Genomic DNA, 18,392 nt, shown 5'->3' on the forward strand with positions numbered 1-18,392 from the left:
GCCTAGCCCTTCATCAGATTGACGTCTTCAACCGCGATCGAACCGCGGTTGCGGAAATACACCACCAGCACGGCGAGGCCGATCGCGGCTTCGGCCGCGGCCACCGTCAGCACCAAGAGCGCGAACACCTGGCCGACGATGTCGCCGAGGAAGGTCGAGAACGCCACCAGATTGATGTTGACCGAGAGCAGGATCAGCTCGATCGACATCAGGATGACGATAATGTTCTTGCGGTTGAGAAAGATGCCGAGGATCCCGAGCGTGAACAGGATCGCGGCGACCGCGAGGTAATGTCCGAGCCCGATCGTCATTTCACCCACTCCGCCGCATCGGCATCCTGCAGGCCCTGCCCCGACGCCACCTTGCGCATCGCCATCGCCATCTCGGGCGTGCGCGCGTTCTGCACGTTGATGTTCTGCCGCTTGACGTTGGCCTTGTGGCGCAGCGTCAGCACGATGGCGCCGATCATCGCGACCAGCAGCACCATGCCGGCGAGCTGGAAGTAATGGATGTACTTCGTATAGAGCACGAGGCCGAGCGCCTCGGTGTTGCTGACATTGGTCGGGATCGCGGCCGTGATCGTCTTGGTCACCTGCGGGTTGATTACCCAGGCGCCGACCACGAGCAGCAGCTCGAACAGGAAGATGCCGCCGATCACGATGCCGATCGGCAGATACTGGATGAAGCCTTCGCGCAGCTCGACGAAATCGACGTCGAGCATCATGATCACGAACAGGAACAGCACCGCGACCGCGCCCACATAGACCACGATCAGCATCATCCCGAGGAACTCGGCGCCCATCAGGATGAAGAGCCCGGCCGCGTTAACGAAGGCCAGGATCAGGAACAGCACGGAGTGCACGGGATTGCGCGAGACAATCACCATGACCGCCGAGGCCACGCAGACCGCGGCAAACAGATAGAAGAACAGCGCCGGAAGGATCATGCCCTCACCTCACCGGTACGGCGCGTCGAGCGCGATCGACTTCGCGATCTCGCGCTCCCAGCGGTCGCCATTGGCGAGCAGCTTCGCCTTGTCATAGTAGAGTTCCTCGCGGGTCTCGGTCGCGAATTCGAAATTCGGTCCCTCGACGATGGCGTCGACCGGGCATGCCTCCTGGCACAGGCCGCAATAGATGCACTTCACCATGTCGATGTCGTAGCGCACCGTGCGGCGGGTGCCGTCGTTGCGGCGCGGACCGGCCTCGATCGTGATCGCCTGCGCCGGGCAGATCGCCTCGCACAGCTTGCAGGCGATGCAGCGCTCTTCACCATTCGGATAGCGGCGCAGCGCGTGCTCGCCGCGGAAGCGCGGCGAGATCGGCCCCTTCTCGAACGGATAGTTCAGCGTCGGCTTCGGCTGGAAGAAATAGCGCATCGCCAGGAAGAACGCCGAGACGAATTCCGAGAGCAGGAGCGAGCGGGCTGTTGCGTTGACATTGACACTCATGACGGCCTCACTTCGGCGCGATGCCGGCGAACTGCAGCACGCCGGCCACGATCACCACCATCGCCAGCGACAGCGGCAGGAACACCTTCCAGCCGAGCCGCATCAGTTGATCGTAGCGGTAGCGCGGCACGATCGCCTTCGCCATCGCGAACATGAAGAACATGAAGAACACCTTCAGGGCGAACCAGACGATGCCCGGGATCCAGGTGAACGGCGGCAGGTTGACCGGCGGCAGCCAGCCGCCCAGGAACAGGATCGACGCCAGCGCGCACATCGTGGTGATCGCGACATACTCGCCGAGCATGAATAGCAGATACGGCGTTGAGCCGTATTCGGTCATGAAGCCGGCGACCAGCTCGGATTCGGCTTCGACCAGGTCGAACGGCGGGCGGTTGGTTTCGGCGAGCGCCGAGACGTAGAACACCACGAACATCGGGAACAGCGGCCACACATACCAGTTCAGGATGGTGAGCTGCGGCAGGCCGATCAGGTGCGCCAGACCGCGGGTGTTCTGCGCTTCGACCACCGCCGAGAGATTCAGTGAACCGACGCAGAGCAGCACGGTGATGATCACGAAGCCGATCGAGACTTCATAGGACACCATCTGCGCCGCCGAGCGCAGCGCCGCCAGGAACGGGTACTTCGAGTTCGACGACCAGCCGGCCATGATGATGCCGTAGATCGACAGCGACGAGATCGCGAAGATGTAGAGAATGCCGACATTGATGTCGGAAATCACCCAGCCGAGATCGAACGGGATCACGGCCCAGGCGGCCAGCGCCAGGATGCACGACACCAGCGGTGCGAGCAGGAACACGCCCTTGTTGGAGCCGGACGGAATCACCGGCTCCTTCAACACGAATTTCAGCAGGTCGGCGAAGGATTGCAGCAATCCGAACGGGCCGACCACGTTGGGGCCGCGGCGGATCTGCACCGCCGCCCAGATCTTGCGGTCGGCAAGCAGGATGTAGGCGATCGCGATCAGCAGCACGACCAGCAGCAACAGGCTCTCCGCGACCATGATGATCAGCGGCCAGAGGAAGCCGGTCCAGAACGAGCTTGCGAAGAATTCAGCCATCAGGTCACGCTCACTCCGCTGCCGTCAGCATTCGGCCCGACGCCAGCCGCGAGCATTCCGCCATCACGGCAGAGGCCCGCGCGATCGGGTTGGTCAGATAGAAGTCCTCGACGGTCGGCTTGAAGGCCGCCTTGTCGACGCTGCCGCCCTTGCCGGCCAACGCCTTGACGTCATCAGCCTTGCCGGCCTCGATCTGGTCGAGCCGCATCAAATGCGGCGAGGTCTTGAACATCGCCTGGCGCAACGCCTGCAGCGAGTCGAACGGCAGCTTCTTGCCGAGCACGTCGGACAGCGCGCGGATGATCGCCCAGTCCTCGCGGGCCTCGCCCGGCGGGAACGCGGCACGGTTCGCGATCTGCGCCCGCCCCTCGGTGTTGACGTAGATGCCGGACTTCTCGGTATAGGCGGCGCCCGGCAGGATGACGTCGGCGCGGTGCGCGCCCTGATCGCCATGGGTGCCGATATAGACCACGAAGGTGCCGTCCGGCGCCTTGATCTCGTCGGCGCCGAGCAGAAACAGCACGTCGAGCGTGCCGAAGGTTGTCATCTGCGCGGTGGACAGGCCGCCGGCCGCAGGCGAGAAGCCGATGTCGAGCGCACCGGCACGCGAGGCGGTGTCCTGCAACACGGCAAAGCCGTTCCAGCCGTCCTTCAGCGCGCCGACGTCGACGGCGAGCTTGGCGGCTTGCGCCAGCACCGCGGCGCCGTCATGCCTGGTGTAGGCGCCGGCCCCGACCAGGATGATCGGGTGCTGCGCGTTCTTGAGCACGTCGGCAAACGAGTGCTTGCCGGCCGCAAGATCAGCCAGCGTGTCGGTGCCCGCGCCGAGATATTCATGGTCGTAGGTGAAATCGGACTTGGCGCCGATCATGCCGACCTTGAGGCCGCCGGTGCGCCAGCGCTTGCGGATCCGCGCGTTCAGCACCGCGGCTTCCTTGCGCGGGTGCGAGCCGATGATCAGGATCGCGTCGGCCTGGTCGATGCCGGCGATGGTCGGGTTGAAGATGTAGGAGCCGCGGCCGGCCTTGGCGTCGAACGCGTCGCCGCCCTGCACCGCCAGATTGACCGAGCCGAACTTCGCCAACAGCTCCTTCAGCGCATACATTTCATCGACCGCGGCGAGGTCGCCGGCGATGGCGCCGATCCGCTTGCCGTCGGTGCGGCCAGCCTTGGCGGCGATGGCAGCGAAGGCTTCCTGCCAGCTCGCAGGCCTGAGCTGGCCGTTCTCGCGCACATAGGGCCGGTCGAGGCGCTGCGTGCGCAGGCCGTCGACGACGTGGCGGGTCTTGTCGGAAATCCACTCCTCGTTCACGGCCTCGTTGATACGCGGCAGGATGCGCATGACCTCGCGGCCGCGGGTGTCGACGCGAATGGCCGAGCCGACGCCGTCCATGACGTCGACCGACTGCGTCTTGCCGAGCTCCCAGGGCCGCGCCGCGAATGCATAGGGCTTCGAGGTCAGCGCGCCGACCGGACAGATGTCGACGAGATTGCCCTGCAGCTCCGAGCTCAGCGCATGCTCCAGATAGGTGGTGATCTCCATGTCCTCGCCGCGACCGGTCGCGCCCATTTCCGGGGCGCCGCAGACTTCGGCGGAGAAGCGGACACAGCGCGTGCACTGGATGCAGCGGTTCATCGAGGTCTTGACCAGCGCGCCGAGATACTTGTCCTCGACCGCGCGCTTGTTCTCGGCGAAGCGGCTGGTGTCGACGCCGTAGCCCATCGCCTGGTCCTGCAGATCGCACTCGCCGCCCTGATCGCAGATCGGGCAGTCCAGCGGATGGTTGATCAGCAGGAACTCCATCACGCCTTCGCGCGCCTTCTTGACCATCGGCGAACGGGTCGAGATCTCCGGCGGCTCGCCCTTCGGGCCCGGACGGCAGTCGCGCACGGCCCAGGCGCAGCTTGCGACCGGCTTCGGGCCACCCTTCACCTCGACCAGGCACATCCGGCAATTGCCGGCGATCGACAGCCGCTCGTGATAGCAGAAGCGCGGAATCTCGGCGCCGGCCGCCTCGCACGCCTGCAACAGCGTGTACTCCGGCGGCACATCGATCTCTTTGCCATCGACGATGATCTTGCTCATGTCTCTTCTCTACTCCGCCGCGACCATGTGGACGGGATCACGAACGCCCTGATCGTCGAGATCGGCCTTGTGCGAATACTGATCGATGCGCTCTTCGATCTCGTGACGGAAATGCGCAATCAGACCCTGGATCGGCCACGCCGCAGCGTCGCCGAGCGCGCAGATCGTGTGACCCTCGACCTGCTTGGTGACCTCGAGCAGCATGTCGATCTCGCGCTTGTGGGCGCGGCCGTCGGCCATGCGGGTCAGCACGCGCCACATCCACCCCGTGCCCTCGCGGCACGGCGTGCACTGGCCGCAGCTCTCGTGCTTGTAGAAATAGGAGATGCGCGCGATCGCCCGGATCAGGTCGGTCGACTTGTCCATCACGATGACGGCCGCGGTGCCGAGGCCCGAGCGCAGCTTGCTCAAGCTGTCGAAATCCATCGGCGTGTCGATGATCTGCTCGGCCGGCACCATGCGCACCGACGAGCCGCCGGGGATCACGGCCTTCAGATTGTCCCAGCCGCCGCGGATGCCGCCGCAGTGCTTCTCGATCAGCTCACGGAACGGGATGCCCATCGCCTCTTCGACGTTGCAGGGCCGCTCGACGTGACCGGAGATGCAGAACAGCTTGGTGCCGACATTGTTCGGCCGGCCGATACCGGCGAACCAAGCGGCGCCGCGGCGCAGGATGTCGGGTGCGACCGCGATCGACTCGACATTGTTGACGGTGGTCGGGCAGCCATAGAGACCGACATTGGCCGGGAACGGCGGCTTCAGCCGCGGCTGGCCCTTCTTGCCCTCGAGGCTCTCCAGCAGCGCGGTTTCCTCGCCGCAGATATAGGCGCCGGCGCCGTGCGCGACGTAGATGTCGAACGGCCAGCCGTTGATGTTGTCCTTGCCGACCAGCTTGGCCTCATAGGCCTGGTCGATCGCCGCCTGTAGCCGCTCGCGCTCGCGGATGAATTCGCCGCGGATATAAACGTAACAGGCATGGGCGCCCATCGCGAAGCTCGCGAGCAGACAGCCCTCGACCAGGAGGTGCGGATCGTGCCGCATGATCTCGCGGTCCTTGCAGGTGCCGGGCTCGGACTCGTCGGCGTTGACGACGAGATAGCTCGGACGACCGTCCTTGGACTCCTTCGGCATGAACGACCACTTCATGCCGGTCGGGAAGCCCGCACCGCCGCGGCCGCGCAGGCCCGAGGCCTTCATCTCATTGATGATCCAGTCGCGACCCTTGTCGATAATCCCCTTGGTGCCATCCCAGGCGCCTCGGCGGCGCGCGCCCTCGAGACCCCAATCATGGAGACCGTAGAGGTTCTTGAAGATGCGGTCCTTGTCGTCGAGCATGCTCAAAACTTTCCGAACATCACCGATTGGCTTGGGAGTAAGCGAGCCCGGCGGCGCAGCCGCCGAACACGATGGCCCACAACAGGCTGGATTCCAGCGTGGCGCTGAGGCCGTAACGTTGCAGCAGGAACATGAAGCCGGCCGCGACGGCGGTATGCAGCGCTATCTTGCGCCAGGCCATCATCAAAGCCGCCCTCCTCATCACCACTGCCTGCACCTGAGAGCCCCGCATCAGGTGGTTTCCTTCAGCGTCGTCGGCCCGCCTGCGGGCGCCGAGAACTGACGGTCGATCTGCGGGCCCGGCTTCGGCGGATTGCCGGCGGCAAAGCCGTCGAGCACCTTGCCGAAGCTTTCCTTGGTCAGGTCCTCATAGGTGTCCTTCCAGATCAGCACCATCGGCGCGTTCACGCAGGCCCCGAGGCACTCGACCTCTTCCCAGGAGAAGTTGCCATCCTTCGACAGCTGGAAGGGATCGTGATGGATGCGATGCTGACAGACCTCGATCAGGTCGGCGGCGCCGCGCAGCCGGCACGGCGTCGTGCCGCAGACCTGGACATGCGCCTTCTTGCCGACCGGCGAGAGCTGGAACATGGTGTAGAAGGTCGCGATCTCCAGCATCCGGATATGCGGCATCTCGAGCAGGTCGGCGACGGCGCGGATCGCCGCTTCCGACACCCAGCCGTCATGTTGCTCCTGCACGCGCCACAGGATCGCGATCGCGGCCGAAGCCTGGCGGCCCGGCGGGTACTTCTCGATCTGCTTCTTGGCCCAGGCAAGATTCTCGTCCGTGAACGTGAAGCTCGCGGGCTGCAATTCCTTCGGGGCAAGGCGGCGGACGGACATCGATCAAACTCTCAATTAGCGCGCGGTGCGGATGCGGACATCATCACCGGTCGACTTCGCCGAACACGATGTCCAGCGAGCCAAGGATGGCGGAAACGTCGGCCAGGAGATGGCCCTTGCAGATGTGATCCATCGCCTGCAGATGGGCGAAGCCCGGCGCGCGGATCTTGCACTTGTAGGGCTTGTTGGTGCCGTCGGCGACGAGATAGACGCCGAACTCGCCCTTCGGCGCCTCGACCGCGGCGTAGACGTCGCCGGCCGGCACGTGGACGCCTTCGGTGTAGAGCTTGAAGTGATGGATCAGCGCTTCCATCGAGCGCTTCATCTCGCCGCGGCGCGGCGGCGCGATCTTGTTGTCCTCGACCACGACCGGGCCCTGCCCGTCCGGCGCCTTCAGCTTCTGCACGCACTGCTTCATGATGCGCACCGACTGGCGCATCTCTTCCATGCGGATCAGGTAGCGGTCGTAGCAGTCGCCGTTCTTGCCGATCGGAATGTCGAAATCCATCTCGGCGTAGCACTCATAGGGCTGCGACTTGCGCAGATCCCAGGCCGCGCCCGAGCCGCGCACCATCACACCCGAGAAGCCCCACTCCCAGGCCTCCTTGAGCGGCACGATGCCGATGTCGACGTTGCGCTGCTTGAAGATACGGTTGCCGGTCAGCAGCCGATCGAGGTCGTCGACCACCTTGAGGAACGGATCGCACCATGCGTCGATGTCGTCGATCAGCTTCGGCGGCAGGTCCTGGTGCACGCCGCCGACGCGGAAGAACGCCGCGTGCATGCGCGAGCCCGAGGCGCGCTCGTAGAACACCATCAGCTTCTCGCGCTCTTCGAAGCCCCACAGCGGCGGGGTCAGCGCGCCGACGTCCATCGCCTGCGTGGTGACGTTGAGCAAATGAGAGAGGATGCGGCCGATCTCGCAATACAGCACGCGGATCAACTGACCGCGGCGCGGCACCGTGATGCCGAGCAGCTTTTCCGCGGCGAGGCAGAACGCATGCTCCTGGTTCATCGGCGCGACGTAGTCGAGCCGGTCGAAATACGGAATCGCCTGCAGATAGGTCTTGTGCTCGATCAGCTTCTCGGTGCCGCGGTGAAGCAGGCCGATATGCGGATCGACGCGCTCGACGACTTCGCCGTCGAGCTCCAGCACGAGACGGAGCACGCCGTGCGCCGCCGGATGCTGCGGACCGAAATTGATGGTGAAGTTACGAAGGTTTTGCGGTTGCTCGTTCATGGCTTCGGCTCCGCCTTGGCCTTCTCGTCACCGGGAAGCGGATAGTCGGCGCCCTCCCAGGGCGAAAGGAAATCGAACTTGCGGAATTCCTGGTTGAGCCGGACCGGCTCGTACAGCACCCGCTTCTCCTGGTCGTCGTAGCGAACCTCGACGAAACCGGTGAGCGGGAAATCCTTGCGCAGCGGATGGCCGTCGAAGCCGTAATCCGTCAGCAGGCGGCGCATGTCCGGATGACCGGTGAAAATCACGCCGTAGAGGTCGTAAGTCTCGCGCTCGAACCAGTCGGCGCCCGGGAACACGCCGATGATCGACGGCACCTGCGTTGTCTCGTCGGCCTGACCGCGCACACGAATGCGCGTGTTCAGCGTCGGTGACAGCAGATGGTACACGACATCGAAACGCTTCTCGCGGCTCGGATGATCGACCGCGGTGACGTCGGTGATGTTGACGAAGCGGCAGCCGGCGTCGTCACGCAAAAACGTCACGACGTCCACGATTCTGCCAATCTCGACGTCGATAGTGAGTTGATTGAACGCGACCGAGTGCGCCGTGGCGGCGCCCGGAAGCGCGCTCACGATTGTCTGCCCAAGGGCGTCGAGCTTGCCGTCGTCCATGCCTAAAACCTTAGCGTTCGATGGTGCCGATACGGCGGATCTTCTTCTGCAGCAGCAGCACGCCGTAGAGCAGCGCCTCTGCCGTGGGCGGGCAGCCCGGCACGTAGATGTCGATCGGCACGATGCGGTCGCAGCCACGCACCACCGAGTAGGAGTAGTGGTAGTAGCCGCCACCATTGGCGCAGGAGCCCATCGAGATGACGTAGCGCGGCTCCGGCATCTGGTCGTAGACCTTGCGCAGCGCCGGCGCCATCTTGTTGGTCAGCGTGCCGGCGACGATCATCACGTCGGACTGCCGCGGCGACGCACGCGGCGCGAAGCCGAAGCGCTCGACGTCGTAGCGCGGCATCGAGACCTGCATCATCTCGACCGCGCAGCAGGCGAGACCGAAGGTCATCCACATCAACGAGCCGGTGCGCGCCCAGGTGATCAGGTCATCGGCCGCAGCGACGAAGAAGCCCTTGTCGGACAGCTCGTGATTGACCTCGAGGAAAAACGGATCATTGGCGCCAACCGGCTTGCCGGTCGACGGATCGAGAATGCCCTTCGGCGCCTGCGCAATGGCCGGCTGCGAGGATGCGGCGGTGGGGCTCAATCCCATTCGAGCGCGCCTTTCTTCCATTCATAAGCGAACCCGACCGTCAGCACGGCCAGGAAAACCATCATCGACCAGAAGCCGGTCGCGCCGAGTTTTCCGAACGCCACGGCCCACGGGAACAGGAACGCCACTTCGAGATCGAAGATGATGAAAAGGATCGCCACCAGATAGAAGCGGACGTCGAACTTCATGCGGGCATCGTCAAAAGCGTTGAATCCGCATTCATAGGCGGACAGCTTTTCCGGGTCCGGCGATTGGAACGCGACCAGGAACGGCGCGATCAGGAGCGCGAGGCCGATCAGGCTCGCAACTCCGATAAAGACCACAAGTGGGAGATAATTCTGCAGGATGCCGGTCATCGGCGAGGCCTTCTTGCTGCGGTTTCGGAGGTGCCGCAGATTCGTTGATTGGAATTGTTCTTGAGGCTTTAGCGCAGCGCAACAGGGGGCGCAAGACAAGCTATTTTGACGCTTTTACCGTCGATCCCGAGGGCTATTGGCCGCATCAGGCGGGTGCGCTTGCCTCAACGGGCAACGCCGCGGCGGCGCTACGGTGCCCTGCGCGCTCGCCATATCAGCCCAGCTCCCGTTCGGCAGCGAGCATCTCGGCGGCCGTGGCGGTCAGCCGGTCGATGTGTCCGAGCAGCAATGCAAGTTCCTGTGGATCAAGCTGTTCCAGCAGCCGCCGGTTTCGCTCCTGCGCGCCGGCCACGATGGCGTCATGGGCGGCAAGGCCCGCCTTGGTCAGGGAGATCAGGGTCTCCCGGTTGTCGCGCGGATTGGCCGCCTTGGACACCAGCTTGTGCGACACGAGCACGGCGAGCGCGCGGCTGATCTGCCCCTTGTCCATCCCGACGGCCTCCGCCAGCCGCACCACGCTCATCGGCGGCCGGCGTCCGAGCGAGACCACCAGGCCGAACTCGACCGAGGACAGGCCGGTCAGCCGCTTGTAGCGCAGCATCGCACCGCGCCTGAGCAGGTTCGCCAGCACCATCAACCGAGACGACATCATCGCGGTGACCGGCGCGAGCTCCGCGTCGGTGATCGCCTCCGGCGGCAAGTTCCTCTCAGTCCTGAGCTTCTCGGTCATCGCCAACCTCTGCCAACAAAGCCGGTCGCTGCCAAGTTAGACCAGATCGTTGACAATGTCATCGATCTATCATTGACTTCATCAACGATGAGCGGCCGCGGGCGTCAGACCGGCGGCGGGAGGAGACACAGATGACCATCACCCAGCGGGACCGCGACCTCGGTACGGCCTACGCGATGAAGCCCTCCACCACCCGGACCGAGCTCACCTCGGTGGTGCGTGGCACGCCGATGGGCGAGCTGTTGCGCCGCTACTGGCATCCGGTCGGCCTCACCGGCGATGCCACCGATATCCCCAGAAAAGTCCGCGCGCTCGGCGAGGACCTGATCCTCTTTCGCGACAAGCATGGCCGGGTCGGCCTGCTGCACGCGCGCTGCTGCCATCGCGGCACCACACTCTATTACGGCAAGGTCGAGGAAGACGGCATCCGCTGCTGCTATCACGGCTGGAAGTTCGACACCGAGGGCCGCTGCCTCGAACAGCCCTGCGAGCCCGAGGGTGGCCTGTTCAAGGACAAGGTGCGCCAGCCCTGGTACCCGGTGCAGGAGCGCTACGGCCTGATCTTCGCCTATATGGGCCCGGCCGATAAGAAGCCGGCGCTGCCGCGCTACGAGTGCCTGGAGAAGATGGACGACGGCGAATTCGTCGAGGCCGACGATTCCTCGATCGGCGGTGGCGGCCCGGCCGTGATCCCCTGCAATTGGCTGCAGCATTTCGAGAACGTCGCCGACCCCTATCACGTGCCGGTGCTGCACGGTTCATTCTCGGGGCCGCAATTCACCAACATGATGGCCTCGATGCCCGAGGTGAAGTTCGAGATGTCGCCGCGCGGCGTCGCGGTGCGCTCGATCCGCCGGCAGGACGACGGCAAGGTGTTCTACCGCGTCACCGAGGCCGCCCTCCCCACGCTCCGCGTCGTACCCAATCCACGCGTTGCGCAATTCGCCCGTGTCGAATCGATCGGCTGGACCTTGCCGATCGACGACACCTCGTTCCGCATCTATGTCGCCGGCCGGGTCAAGAACGCAGGCGACATCGGCCGGATGCGCTCTAAGTTCAACGGCAAGTTCTGGTGGGACATGACGGAGCAAGAGCACCAGCAATTCCCCGGCGACTACGAGGCGCAGGTCGGCCAGGGTCCGGTGACTGTTCATTCGGAGGAGCATTTCGGCCAGAGCGACCGCGGCGTCCTGATGGTGCGCCGGATGCTCTCTGACCAGCTCGAGGCCATGGCCGCCGGCCGCGACCCGATCGGCGTATCGTTCGACGCCGATGCCGGGCCGGTCGAATTCGAAGCCGGGAATTACATCCGCGAGGGATGAAGCGGAGGAGCCATGAGACGGAAACATTGGCAGTCGTTAGCGGTGGCATTGTTCGCGATTCAGTTCGCGACGATCGCATTCGCACAACAGCCACCGGTGGACGCTGAACTCTCACCGGGCGGGCGATTGCGCTGTGCGGTTATCGGAATCCCGGTGTTGGGCGGTATCGGACAGCCCATCGGCAAGTACATCGCCGCAAGACTCGGCGCATCGTTCGAGCCCGTGGTCTATCCCAATCCGCAAGCCTATGAAAAAAGCTTCGCCAAGGCCGACTGGGACATCGCTCTCGGGCCGCGTGTGCTGGCGCCGGCCGACAAGGCCGATGTCACCGGCGACCTCTGGCTGATCGACCTGCAGTATTTCGCGGCGCCCGGGAAAGCCTTTGCGTCGTCCGATCAGGTCGACCGCGCAGGGGCCAAGGTTGGTACGATCCTGAACAGCCCTTCCGACCGCTTCCTGAGCCGCACCTTGAAGTCGGCCGAACTGGTGCGCATTCCTCTCACCGCAAATTTCCCGTCGGATGCCATCGAGTTGCTGCGCGCCGGAAAGGCCGACGTGTTTGGTGCCGACGCCGGCCTGATCGCATCGATCTCTGCCGGCTATCCTGGTGGGACGATCGTCCCGGGCGCCTTCAACACCGTGCGCGCCGCGGCTGCGCTGCCCAAGGGACGCTCCCCCGCTGCGATGGCCAGGCTCATTGAAATCCTTGACGAGGCGAAACGGGCCGGTGTGATCCAGCAAGCCATCGATCGGGCGGGACCGAAGAGCGGCGTTCGAGCGGCAAACTGATCTCGCCTCAACGAGACAATAATGGGAGAGGGAGCCATGGTCGATCTCGCACGGGGAGCGCCGGAGCAGGCCAGCACCACGGCTAGACCATCGACCCGCCGCTACTACGTGCTCGGCCTGCTCACGATCATCTACGCCCTCAACTTCCTCGACCGCACGATCTTCAATGTGCTGATCGAGCCGATCAAGAAGGAATTCTTGCTCAGCGATACCACGATGGGCCTGCTCGCCGGGTTCGGCTTCGTGCTGTTCTACTCGCTGCTCGGCATTCCCATCGCGCGGATGGCCGACCGCCTCAATCGCCGCAACATAGTGGCTCTCGCCTTCGCGTTCTGGAGCGCGATGACCTATCTCTGCGGTATGGCCTCCAGCGTCACGACGCTGGCACTGGCGCGGATCGGCGTCGGCATCGGCGAGTCTGCTGGCACGCCGGCCTCGCAATCGATCATCGCCGATCTCTTTGACAAGAACGAGCGGCCGCGCGCGCTCGGCATCTATGCCATCGGCACCTATCTCGGCGTCTTCCTCGGCTATTTCATCGGCGGCTATGTCAACCAGCACTACGGCTGGCGGATGGCGTTCTTCACCGCCGGCCTGCCCGGCATCGCGCTCGCCGCCGTGCTGTGGCTGACCATCTCCGAGCCGAAGCGCGGTGCGATGGCCGAGACCTTCAAGGCCGAGCCGATCGGGCCGACGTTGGACTTTCTGATTTCACAGCCGAGCTTCGTCATCGTGCTGATCGGCTTTTGTCTCACGACCTACACCAACTACGCCACAGCGGTGTGGATCCCGCCGTTCCTGGCGCGCATCCATCATCTCAGCAGCGCCGAGATCGGCACCTATGCCGGCACCTTCAAGGGTCTTGCCGGCATGGCGGGTACGCTGATCGGCGGCCTCGTTGTGGCGCAGATCGGCCGCCGCGACGATCGCTGGAAGCTGTGGGCGCCTGCGATCATGTCCGGCCTCGCCGGGCCGGTGTTCGCGCTATGCATGCTGACGCCCAGCTTCACGCTGATGGTTGCGACGCTTGCGCTGACCTCGTTCATGGTCGGCTTCCATCTCGGCCCGATCTTCGCGATCGCCCAGACCGTCGCCAAGCCCAGCATGCGCGCGCTGGCCTCGGCGATCGTGCTGCTCACCGCCACCTGTTTCGGCCAGGGTGTCGGCCCCCTCGCCGTCGGCATGATCAACGACGCGCTGAAGGGCAGCTGCGGCGTCGATGCGGTTCGCTACTCGCTGCTGTCTGCGGCGGTGACGACGACGCTCGGCGCGCTGCTGTTCGTCTGGGCGGCGCGATGGATCCGGTCGGATATCGCGCGGGCGAGCTAGAGCATAATCCGGAAAAGTGGGAACCGGTTTTCCGGAGAGATCATGCTCGAACGGAGAGAAGAGATCATGATGCGCATCGCATCATGATCTAGCCAGCCATGAAGGCCAGCAGGTCGGACATCAGGCGCGCGCCGTGCGTCAGCGGCAGCGCGTGCGGCGCGCCTTCGTAGACGGCGAGCTTGCTTCCCTTGATCAGCCCCGCAGTCTTCGCGCCGGTGAGCTGTAGCGGCGCGCTGGCATCCTTGTCGCCATGTACGATCAGCGTCGGGCGATCGATCCCTTTCGCCGCGGCGCGCAGATCGGCAAAGGAGATGGTCTTGCGGCAGGCCAGCGCCACCGGCAGCGGCACGCTCAGCATCATCTCCCTGATCCAGGCCCGGGTGACCTCAGGCGTGTCGGGCATGAAGAACGGTGCCTCGTTCTCGCCCATCCATTTCGAAAAGTCCTGCGCAATCGCCGCATTCTGCGCATCGACCATCGATCTCGGCACCGCGTCCGGATTGTCCTCGGTCTGGACAATGAACGGCGTGGTCGGCGCCACCAGCACCAGCCGCGCGATGCGCTCGGCGCCGTGCCGCGCCAGATAGTTCACCGCCTCGATCGATCCCATCGAATGCGCGACGATCGTGACATCACGCAGATCGTGCTGCTCGACCACGGCAGCGACGTCATCGGTCAGCGTGTCGAGATCGTATCCCGTCATCGGCATATCGGAGCGACCATGGCCGCGCCGGTCCGGCGCGACGCAGCGATAACCCCTGGCGTTCAAGGCCACGATCTGGCTGCCCCAGACGCTGGAGTTGAACGTCCAGGCGGCCAGCAGCAGCACCGGCTTGCCCGTGCCCCAATCCTGGACGAACAGCGACGTGCCGTCCTTCGCGGTCACGCGCGGCGAGCACGCAGCCGGTCGCGCCGGGGCGGTTTCTGCGCTTGCGGGCGTTGCCGCGGCCAACGCGCTGCCGATCAATGTGGCTTCGAGGACGGTTCGGCGATTCATCTCACATCTCCCTTGCGGATCGATCGGCAACAGCGTCGCTGCCGACACGTCGATCATCGCAAGGAGACGTTGCGCGCGCGATTACGCCTCAGGTAATCGCACGAGTGTCACCACTGATACCGCACCACGCCCTTGCCGGCGTAGCTCGAAGTGACGTTGGAGAACTCGCCTTCGAATGTCGCCGAAGCCGACCAGCCGTTGCGCCAGTTCATCTCCAGCGAGGCCGTGGTCAGCGCGGAGTCGCTCGACTGCGCCGCGCCGTTGACGACGAAGCTGGTGCCGGGCAGCGCCTGGAAGGTCGCCGCAGCCAAACGGTTGGGATTGTAGTCATGCGCCCAGGCAAACCGCGTGCGCAGCGTCAGGATGCCGTCCTGCACCGCGAAGGATTTGTCGGTGCGGAGGCCGAGTTCGCTGCGGGGGTCGGTCACGCTCTTACCGGCATAGTTCAGCACAAAGTTCGGCAGACCCGAGATCACCCGCTCGGCATAGGCCGGCAATTCGAAGCTCGTGAACTGGCCCGCGGCATAAGGCGTGATGCCGACGCCGCCGATCCACGGCGCAACGAAACGATAGCCGCCCTCGAGCCGTCCCGACCAGGCGTTGGCATTGAACTCGGCGCGGAGTTGATCGATGCCGGCCGCGCTGACGGTGCGGTCGGTGGTGATGTCCTGCCAGCCATAGGCAAGCGCGGCGGAGACATAGGCCGGTCCTTCGGTGTGGCGAAGGTAGACGCCGGCCTGGAACAGGTCGGATCGGCCGCTGCCGCTGTTGACGACCGAGAAGTTCGTACCGCCGCCGGCGATCGCAAAGCCCGCAATGGTGTTCGGTGAGACCAGGTAGTCGGCGCCGACCGCAGTGCCATACACACTGCTGGTCGTGTTGTTCGACCCGACAATGGCGTTACCGCTGGTCGATTGCGAACCGCCGAAGCCTGCGGCCCAGACGTTCCAGCGCGGCACGAACGGCACCGGCGGCGCCTTGGTAAACATCGCGAACGCATCGGTCTTCTTCGCTGCGGCATAGGCGCTCACCTCGCCCTCCTCCGCATAGCCCGGCGCTCCCGGCACCGGTCCCGCTGCGCCCCCGCGATTCATGAAGGGATCGGTGAGCAGTCCCATGAACAGGTTCATGGCGTTGAACGTCGTCTGCTGCGACCCGGTCGCGAGTTCGCCGGACGCCTGCGTCAGGCCCGCAGGCGCGAGCGTGCCGAATACCGTCGCAATGCCGCCGGTCGTGTTGAAGTAGTTGACCAGCGTGGTGGCGACGTTCTGCTGGTTGATGGACAGGCCGCCTCCAAAGTTCGGGGCCGGCGTGAAGCCCAGCGTCAGATTGAGATAGGCGTGAGTGGCGTCGTAGCTCAGCGAGTCACTGAAATTTAGTGGCAGGTTTGTATTGGCGATGTTGGACGCAAAGGTGCCGGATAGCCCGCCCGCCGCAGTCAGGATCGTGTACTGCTTCGAGATGTAGCTGCCGTTGGCGAACACCGCATTGACGGTCGCGCCGCCGAGCGTCGCGGTCCCGCCGACATTGGTCGACGCCGCAGCGGTTGGCGTGACCTGCACCAGGTAGATCGCGCCGGACTGGAAGGCGAGATTGCCGTTGACCGTCAGCGTACCGGTCGGGTTGGCCGCACTGCCGGGCGCGAGCGTGCCTCCGCTCATGATGGAAGTGGTCGCCGGATCGACGATACCGCTCGAGGGGGCGGGCGCAGCGATGATCGGGCGTCTCACCAGGCCGTCGGTGATGCCAGTGATGATGGGGAGACTGAAACCGGTTTCTACCAACGTGAACGTGCTACCCCCGCCAAGGATGAAGGTTGTGGGACTGACGGGGATGGTCGCGGGACCGACAACGCCGGTGCCACTCAAGGTGCCACCGGAATTGACCGTCACTTTCGACGAGCTGGCGATCGAGCCGTCCACTTCAAGTGTGCCACGGCTAACGGTGGTGGCGCCGGTGTAGGTGTTGAACCCGGTCAGCACTTCCTTGCCGCCGGTGATCGCCACGCCGCCGCCCGCACCGCCATCCCGGATGGCACCGGCAAAGACGCCGTTCGCATTGGTGAGAGTCAGCGTGTTGGCGCCGAGGTTCACGGCGCCGGTGCTGGTCCCGGAAAGACCGTTGATCGAGACGCCGCCGCTCGCCCCCGATATATTGAAGGTGCCGTTGTTGATTAGCGCCTTCGAGGACGCGATGCTGCCGCCATTGATCAGGTCGAGCTCGCCGGCGGCGTTGATCGTGGTCAATCCGGTATAGGTGTTGAGGCCGCCGAAGATCGCCAGGCCGCCGTAGGCGACGCTCACGTTGCCGCCGGTGCCGCCACCGATGCCGCCGTCCTGGATGACGCCGTCGTAAGCACCCACAGCGCGAGTGATGGTCAGCGTCTTGGCGCCGAGAGACACGACGCTGTGGCCAGTCGGGTCATACAGGCCGATAACGCTGGCACCGCTGTTGGTCTGCGAAATATCGAACGTCCCGATCCCTGCACCCGGAGCGAATGCAACAGCGAACGAATTGGCGATCGAGCCGTTGCCCTTGAGCGCCAGCGTCGCCCCGGAATCGATCTGCGTAATGCCGAGGAAGCCATTGACGCCGGACAAGGTCTGGGTGCCACCGGCAATTTCGAGACCGGCCATTGGGCCTGGGCCGTTGATCGCGCCGGAAAACTCTGTCGATCCGGCAGTAATCACCATCGAGTTGTTGCCGAGCGCGACCGATCCATTGCCCGCGAGCGTCGTGATCGCGTTGAGGAAGGTGGAAGATCCCGAAATATCGAATGTGCCATTGACGGTCACGACGCTCGAATTCGAGATGCTGCCGAACGTCGACAGCGCGAGCGTTGCGCCGGAATTGATCGTCGTCGCGCCGGAATAATTCTCGGCCGTCGTCAGCGTCAGCGCACCGCCGCTCCCGGAGTTCGCGATCGTTACGCCGCCGGTGCCGGTCAGCACCGAGGCGAGCGTCACGGCATTGCCGTTATAGTCGAACGTCGTGCCGCCAGAGCCGATTGCATTCAGCTTGCCCGAAATGTCGGCTGCATTGCCGCTCGCCCATTGCAGACCACCGCCGTTGAGCGTGATGTTGCCCGAGCCGAAATTGCCCACTGCGTTGAAGTTGATCAGGCCACCGCTAACCGTCGTGCCGCCCGAATAAGTATTTGCGGCCGTCAACGTCAGCGTGCCAGCGCCTGTCTTGGCGAGACCCCAACTGCCGGCAGTGGCACCGGTGCCGCCGCTGCCAGTCTGGTCGGCGATGACATCGGAGGCGGTCTGGTTCTGCCCGGCCGCGGGATTGAAGATCAGCGTCCCGTTACCTTGCAGGAACATACCCGCGCCGAAGGCTGAGCCATTGCCGGCGCCAACGCCGCCAGTCCCGCCGCTGACGCTGCTGCCGTTGACGGTGAAGGCACCGGCAACAATCAGATTCCCGCCACCTTGGACGAACACCGCGCCGCCCGCACCGAGCCCGCCGCCGGCGCCGCCCTGGGAAGCGAAGCCGCTATTGCCGCCGCCAAAGCCTCCGTTACCAGCAAGAGGGCACCTGCTACCTCCACCGCCGCTTTCGCCGCCGCCGCCGCCTCCGAAACCTCCGTTTCCTCCGCCACCAAAACAGCGGTCACTTC

At 64.7% G+C, this 18,392-nt stretch carries 19 protein-coding genes; 3 read left to right on the forward strand and 16 right to left on the reverse strand.

Features of this window, described 5'->3' with window-relative positions; translation table 11 throughout:
- Window positions 1-2 precede the first annotated feature (2 nt).
- From nuoK to CK489_RS29855, 13 genes are all read right to left on the reverse strand, one after another.
- The gene (nuoK, locus tag CK489_RS29795) at window positions 3-311 is read right to left on the reverse strand and encodes an NADH-quinone oxidoreductase subunit NuoK (protein WP_016841823.1); all 309 of its coding nucleotides are present in this window, start codon (window positions 309-311) and stop codon (window positions 3-5) included.
- A complete protein-coding gene (locus tag CK489_RS29800) occupies window positions 308-946 on the reverse strand; it encodes an NADH-quinone oxidoreductase subunit J (RefSeq protein WP_021079176.1) in 639 nt (212 codons plus the stop codon). Before CK489_RS29800 ends, nuoK begins: the two co-directional genes overlap by 4 nt.
- A 9-nt stretch (window positions 947-955) precedes the next feature.
- Window positions 956-1,450: an NADH-quinone oxidoreductase subunit NuoI gene (gene nuoI / locus CK489_RS29805; protein WP_018271854.1), complete on the reverse strand. Its 495-nt coding sequence runs from the start codon at window positions 1,448-1,450 to the stop codon at window positions 956-958.
- A 7-nt stretch (window positions 1,451-1,457) separates the two neighbouring features.
- Window positions 1,458-2,528, reverse strand: a complete 1,071-nt coding sequence (gene nuoH / locus CK489_RS29810) for an NADH-quinone oxidoreductase subunit NuoH (protein ID WP_050423875.1) — start codon at window positions 2,526-2,528, stop codon at window positions 1,458-1,460.
- Window positions 2,529-2,538: 10 nt separating this feature from the next.
- Window positions 2,539-4,614 (reverse strand): NADH-quinone oxidoreductase subunit NuoG, encoded by a 2,076-nt coding sequence (gene nuoG / locus CK489_RS29815; protein ID WP_095734857.1) that lies wholly within the window; start codon window positions 4,612-4,614, stop codon window positions 2,539-2,541.
- Between the two features lie 9 nt (window positions 4,615-4,623).
- Window positions 4,624-5,949 (reverse strand): NADH-quinone oxidoreductase subunit NuoF, encoded by a 1,326-nt coding sequence (gene nuoF / locus CK489_RS29820; RefSeq protein ID WP_021079173.1) that lies wholly within the window; start codon window positions 5,947-5,949, stop codon window positions 4,624-4,626.
- 19 nt (window positions 5,950-5,968) lie between these two features.
- Window positions 5,969-6,133: a hypothetical protein gene (locus tag CK489_RS41910; RefSeq protein ID WP_094193681.1), complete on the reverse strand. Its 165-nt coding sequence runs from the start codon at window positions 6,131-6,133 to the stop codon at window positions 5,969-5,971.
- Window positions 6,134-6,180: 47 nt separating this feature from the next.
- Complete coding sequence (gene nuoE / locus CK489_RS29830) at window positions 6,181-6,792, reverse strand: NADH-quinone oxidoreductase subunit NuoE (protein ID WP_016847752.1); 612 nt, start codon at window positions 6,790-6,792, stop codon at window positions 6,181-6,183.
- Window positions 6,793-6,835: 43 nt separating this feature from the next.
- Entirely contained in the window at window positions 6,836-8,032 is a 1,197-nt protein-coding gene (locus tag CK489_RS29835) for an NADH-quinone oxidoreductase subunit D (protein WP_095734858.1), read from the reverse strand.
- The gene (locus tag CK489_RS29840; RefSeq protein ID WP_095734859.1) at window positions 8,029-8,646 is read right to left on the reverse strand and encodes an NADH-quinone oxidoreductase subunit C; all 618 of its coding nucleotides are present in this window, start codon (window positions 8,644-8,646) and stop codon (window positions 8,029-8,031) included. The genes CK489_RS29835 and CK489_RS29840 overlap by 4 nt, the downstream gene beginning before the upstream one ends.
- A 10-nt stretch (window positions 8,647-8,656) precedes the next feature.
- The gene (locus CK489_RS29845) at window positions 8,657-9,247 is read right to left on the reverse strand and encodes a NuoB/complex I 20 kDa subunit family protein (RefSeq protein WP_050423879.1); all 591 of its coding nucleotides are present in this window, start codon (window positions 9,245-9,247) and stop codon (window positions 8,657-8,659) included.
- The gene (locus CK489_RS29850) at window positions 9,238-9,603 is read right to left on the reverse strand and encodes an NADH-quinone oxidoreductase subunit A (RefSeq protein WP_018271860.1); all 366 of its coding nucleotides are present in this window, start codon (window positions 9,601-9,603) and stop codon (window positions 9,238-9,240) included. Before CK489_RS29850 ends, CK489_RS29845 begins: the two co-directional genes overlap by 10 nt.
- A gap of 214 nt (window positions 9,604-9,817) precedes the next feature.
- Window positions 9,818-10,333, reverse strand: coding sequence for a MarR family winged helix-turn-helix transcriptional regulator (locus tag CK489_RS29855; protein WP_095734860.1), 516 nt, complete (start codon window positions 10,331-10,333; stop codon window positions 9,818-9,820).
- A gap of 131 nt (window positions 10,334-10,464) precedes the next feature.
- On the opposite strand from CK489_RS29855, the gene CK489_RS29860 reads away from it, so the two are divergent.
- From CK489_RS29860 to CK489_RS29870, 3 genes are read left to right on the forward strand one after another with little or no spacing between them, the layout of a single operon-like run.
- Complete coding sequence (locus tag CK489_RS29860) at window positions 10,465-11,655, forward strand: aromatic ring-hydroxylating dioxygenase subunit alpha (protein ID WP_095734861.1); 1,191 nt, start codon at window positions 10,465-10,467, stop codon at window positions 11,653-11,655.
- Window positions 11,656-11,667: 12 nt separating this feature from the next.
- Window positions 11,668-12,444 carry a type 2 periplasmic-binding domain-containing protein gene (locus tag CK489_RS29865; RefSeq protein ID WP_095734862.1) on the forward strand — a complete coding sequence of 259 codons (777 nt, stop codon included), beginning with the start codon at window positions 11,668-11,670 and terminating at the stop codon, window positions 12,442-12,444.
- A gap of 36 nt (window positions 12,445-12,480) precedes the next feature.
- Window positions 12,481-13,773, forward strand: coding sequence for a spinster family MFS transporter (locus CK489_RS29870; RefSeq protein WP_095734863.1), 1,293 nt, complete (start codon window positions 12,481-12,483; stop codon window positions 13,771-13,773).
- An 88-nt stretch (window positions 13,774-13,861) separates the two neighbouring features.
- Here CK489_RS29870 and CK489_RS29875 read toward each other — a convergent pair whose 3' ends face one another.
- The 3 genes from CK489_RS29875 to CK489_RS42065 form a co-directional block, all read right to left on the reverse strand.
- Complete coding sequence (locus CK489_RS29875) at window positions 13,862-14,770, reverse strand: alpha/beta fold hydrolase (RefSeq protein WP_245350546.1); 909 nt, start codon at window positions 14,768-14,770, stop codon at window positions 13,862-13,864.
- A 107-nt stretch (window positions 14,771-14,877) separates the two neighbouring features.
- Window positions 14,878-18,216: an autotransporter domain-containing protein gene (locus CK489_RS29880; protein ID WP_095734864.1), complete on the reverse strand. Its 3,339-nt coding sequence runs from the start codon at window positions 18,214-18,216 to the stop codon at window positions 14,878-14,880.
- A partial coding sequence (locus tag CK489_RS42065) for a hypothetical protein (protein ID WP_210203131.1) occupies window positions 18,189-18,392 on the reverse strand: 204 nt, incomplete at its 5' end. The genes CK489_RS42065 and CK489_RS29880, both read right to left, overlap by 28 nt.

It is taken from the genome of Bradyrhizobium sp. UFLA03-84, from assembly GCF_002289535.1.
Classification (GTDB): domain Bacteria; phylum Pseudomonadota; class Alphaproteobacteria; order Rhizobiales; family Xanthobacteraceae; genus Bradyrhizobium; species Bradyrhizobium viridifuturi.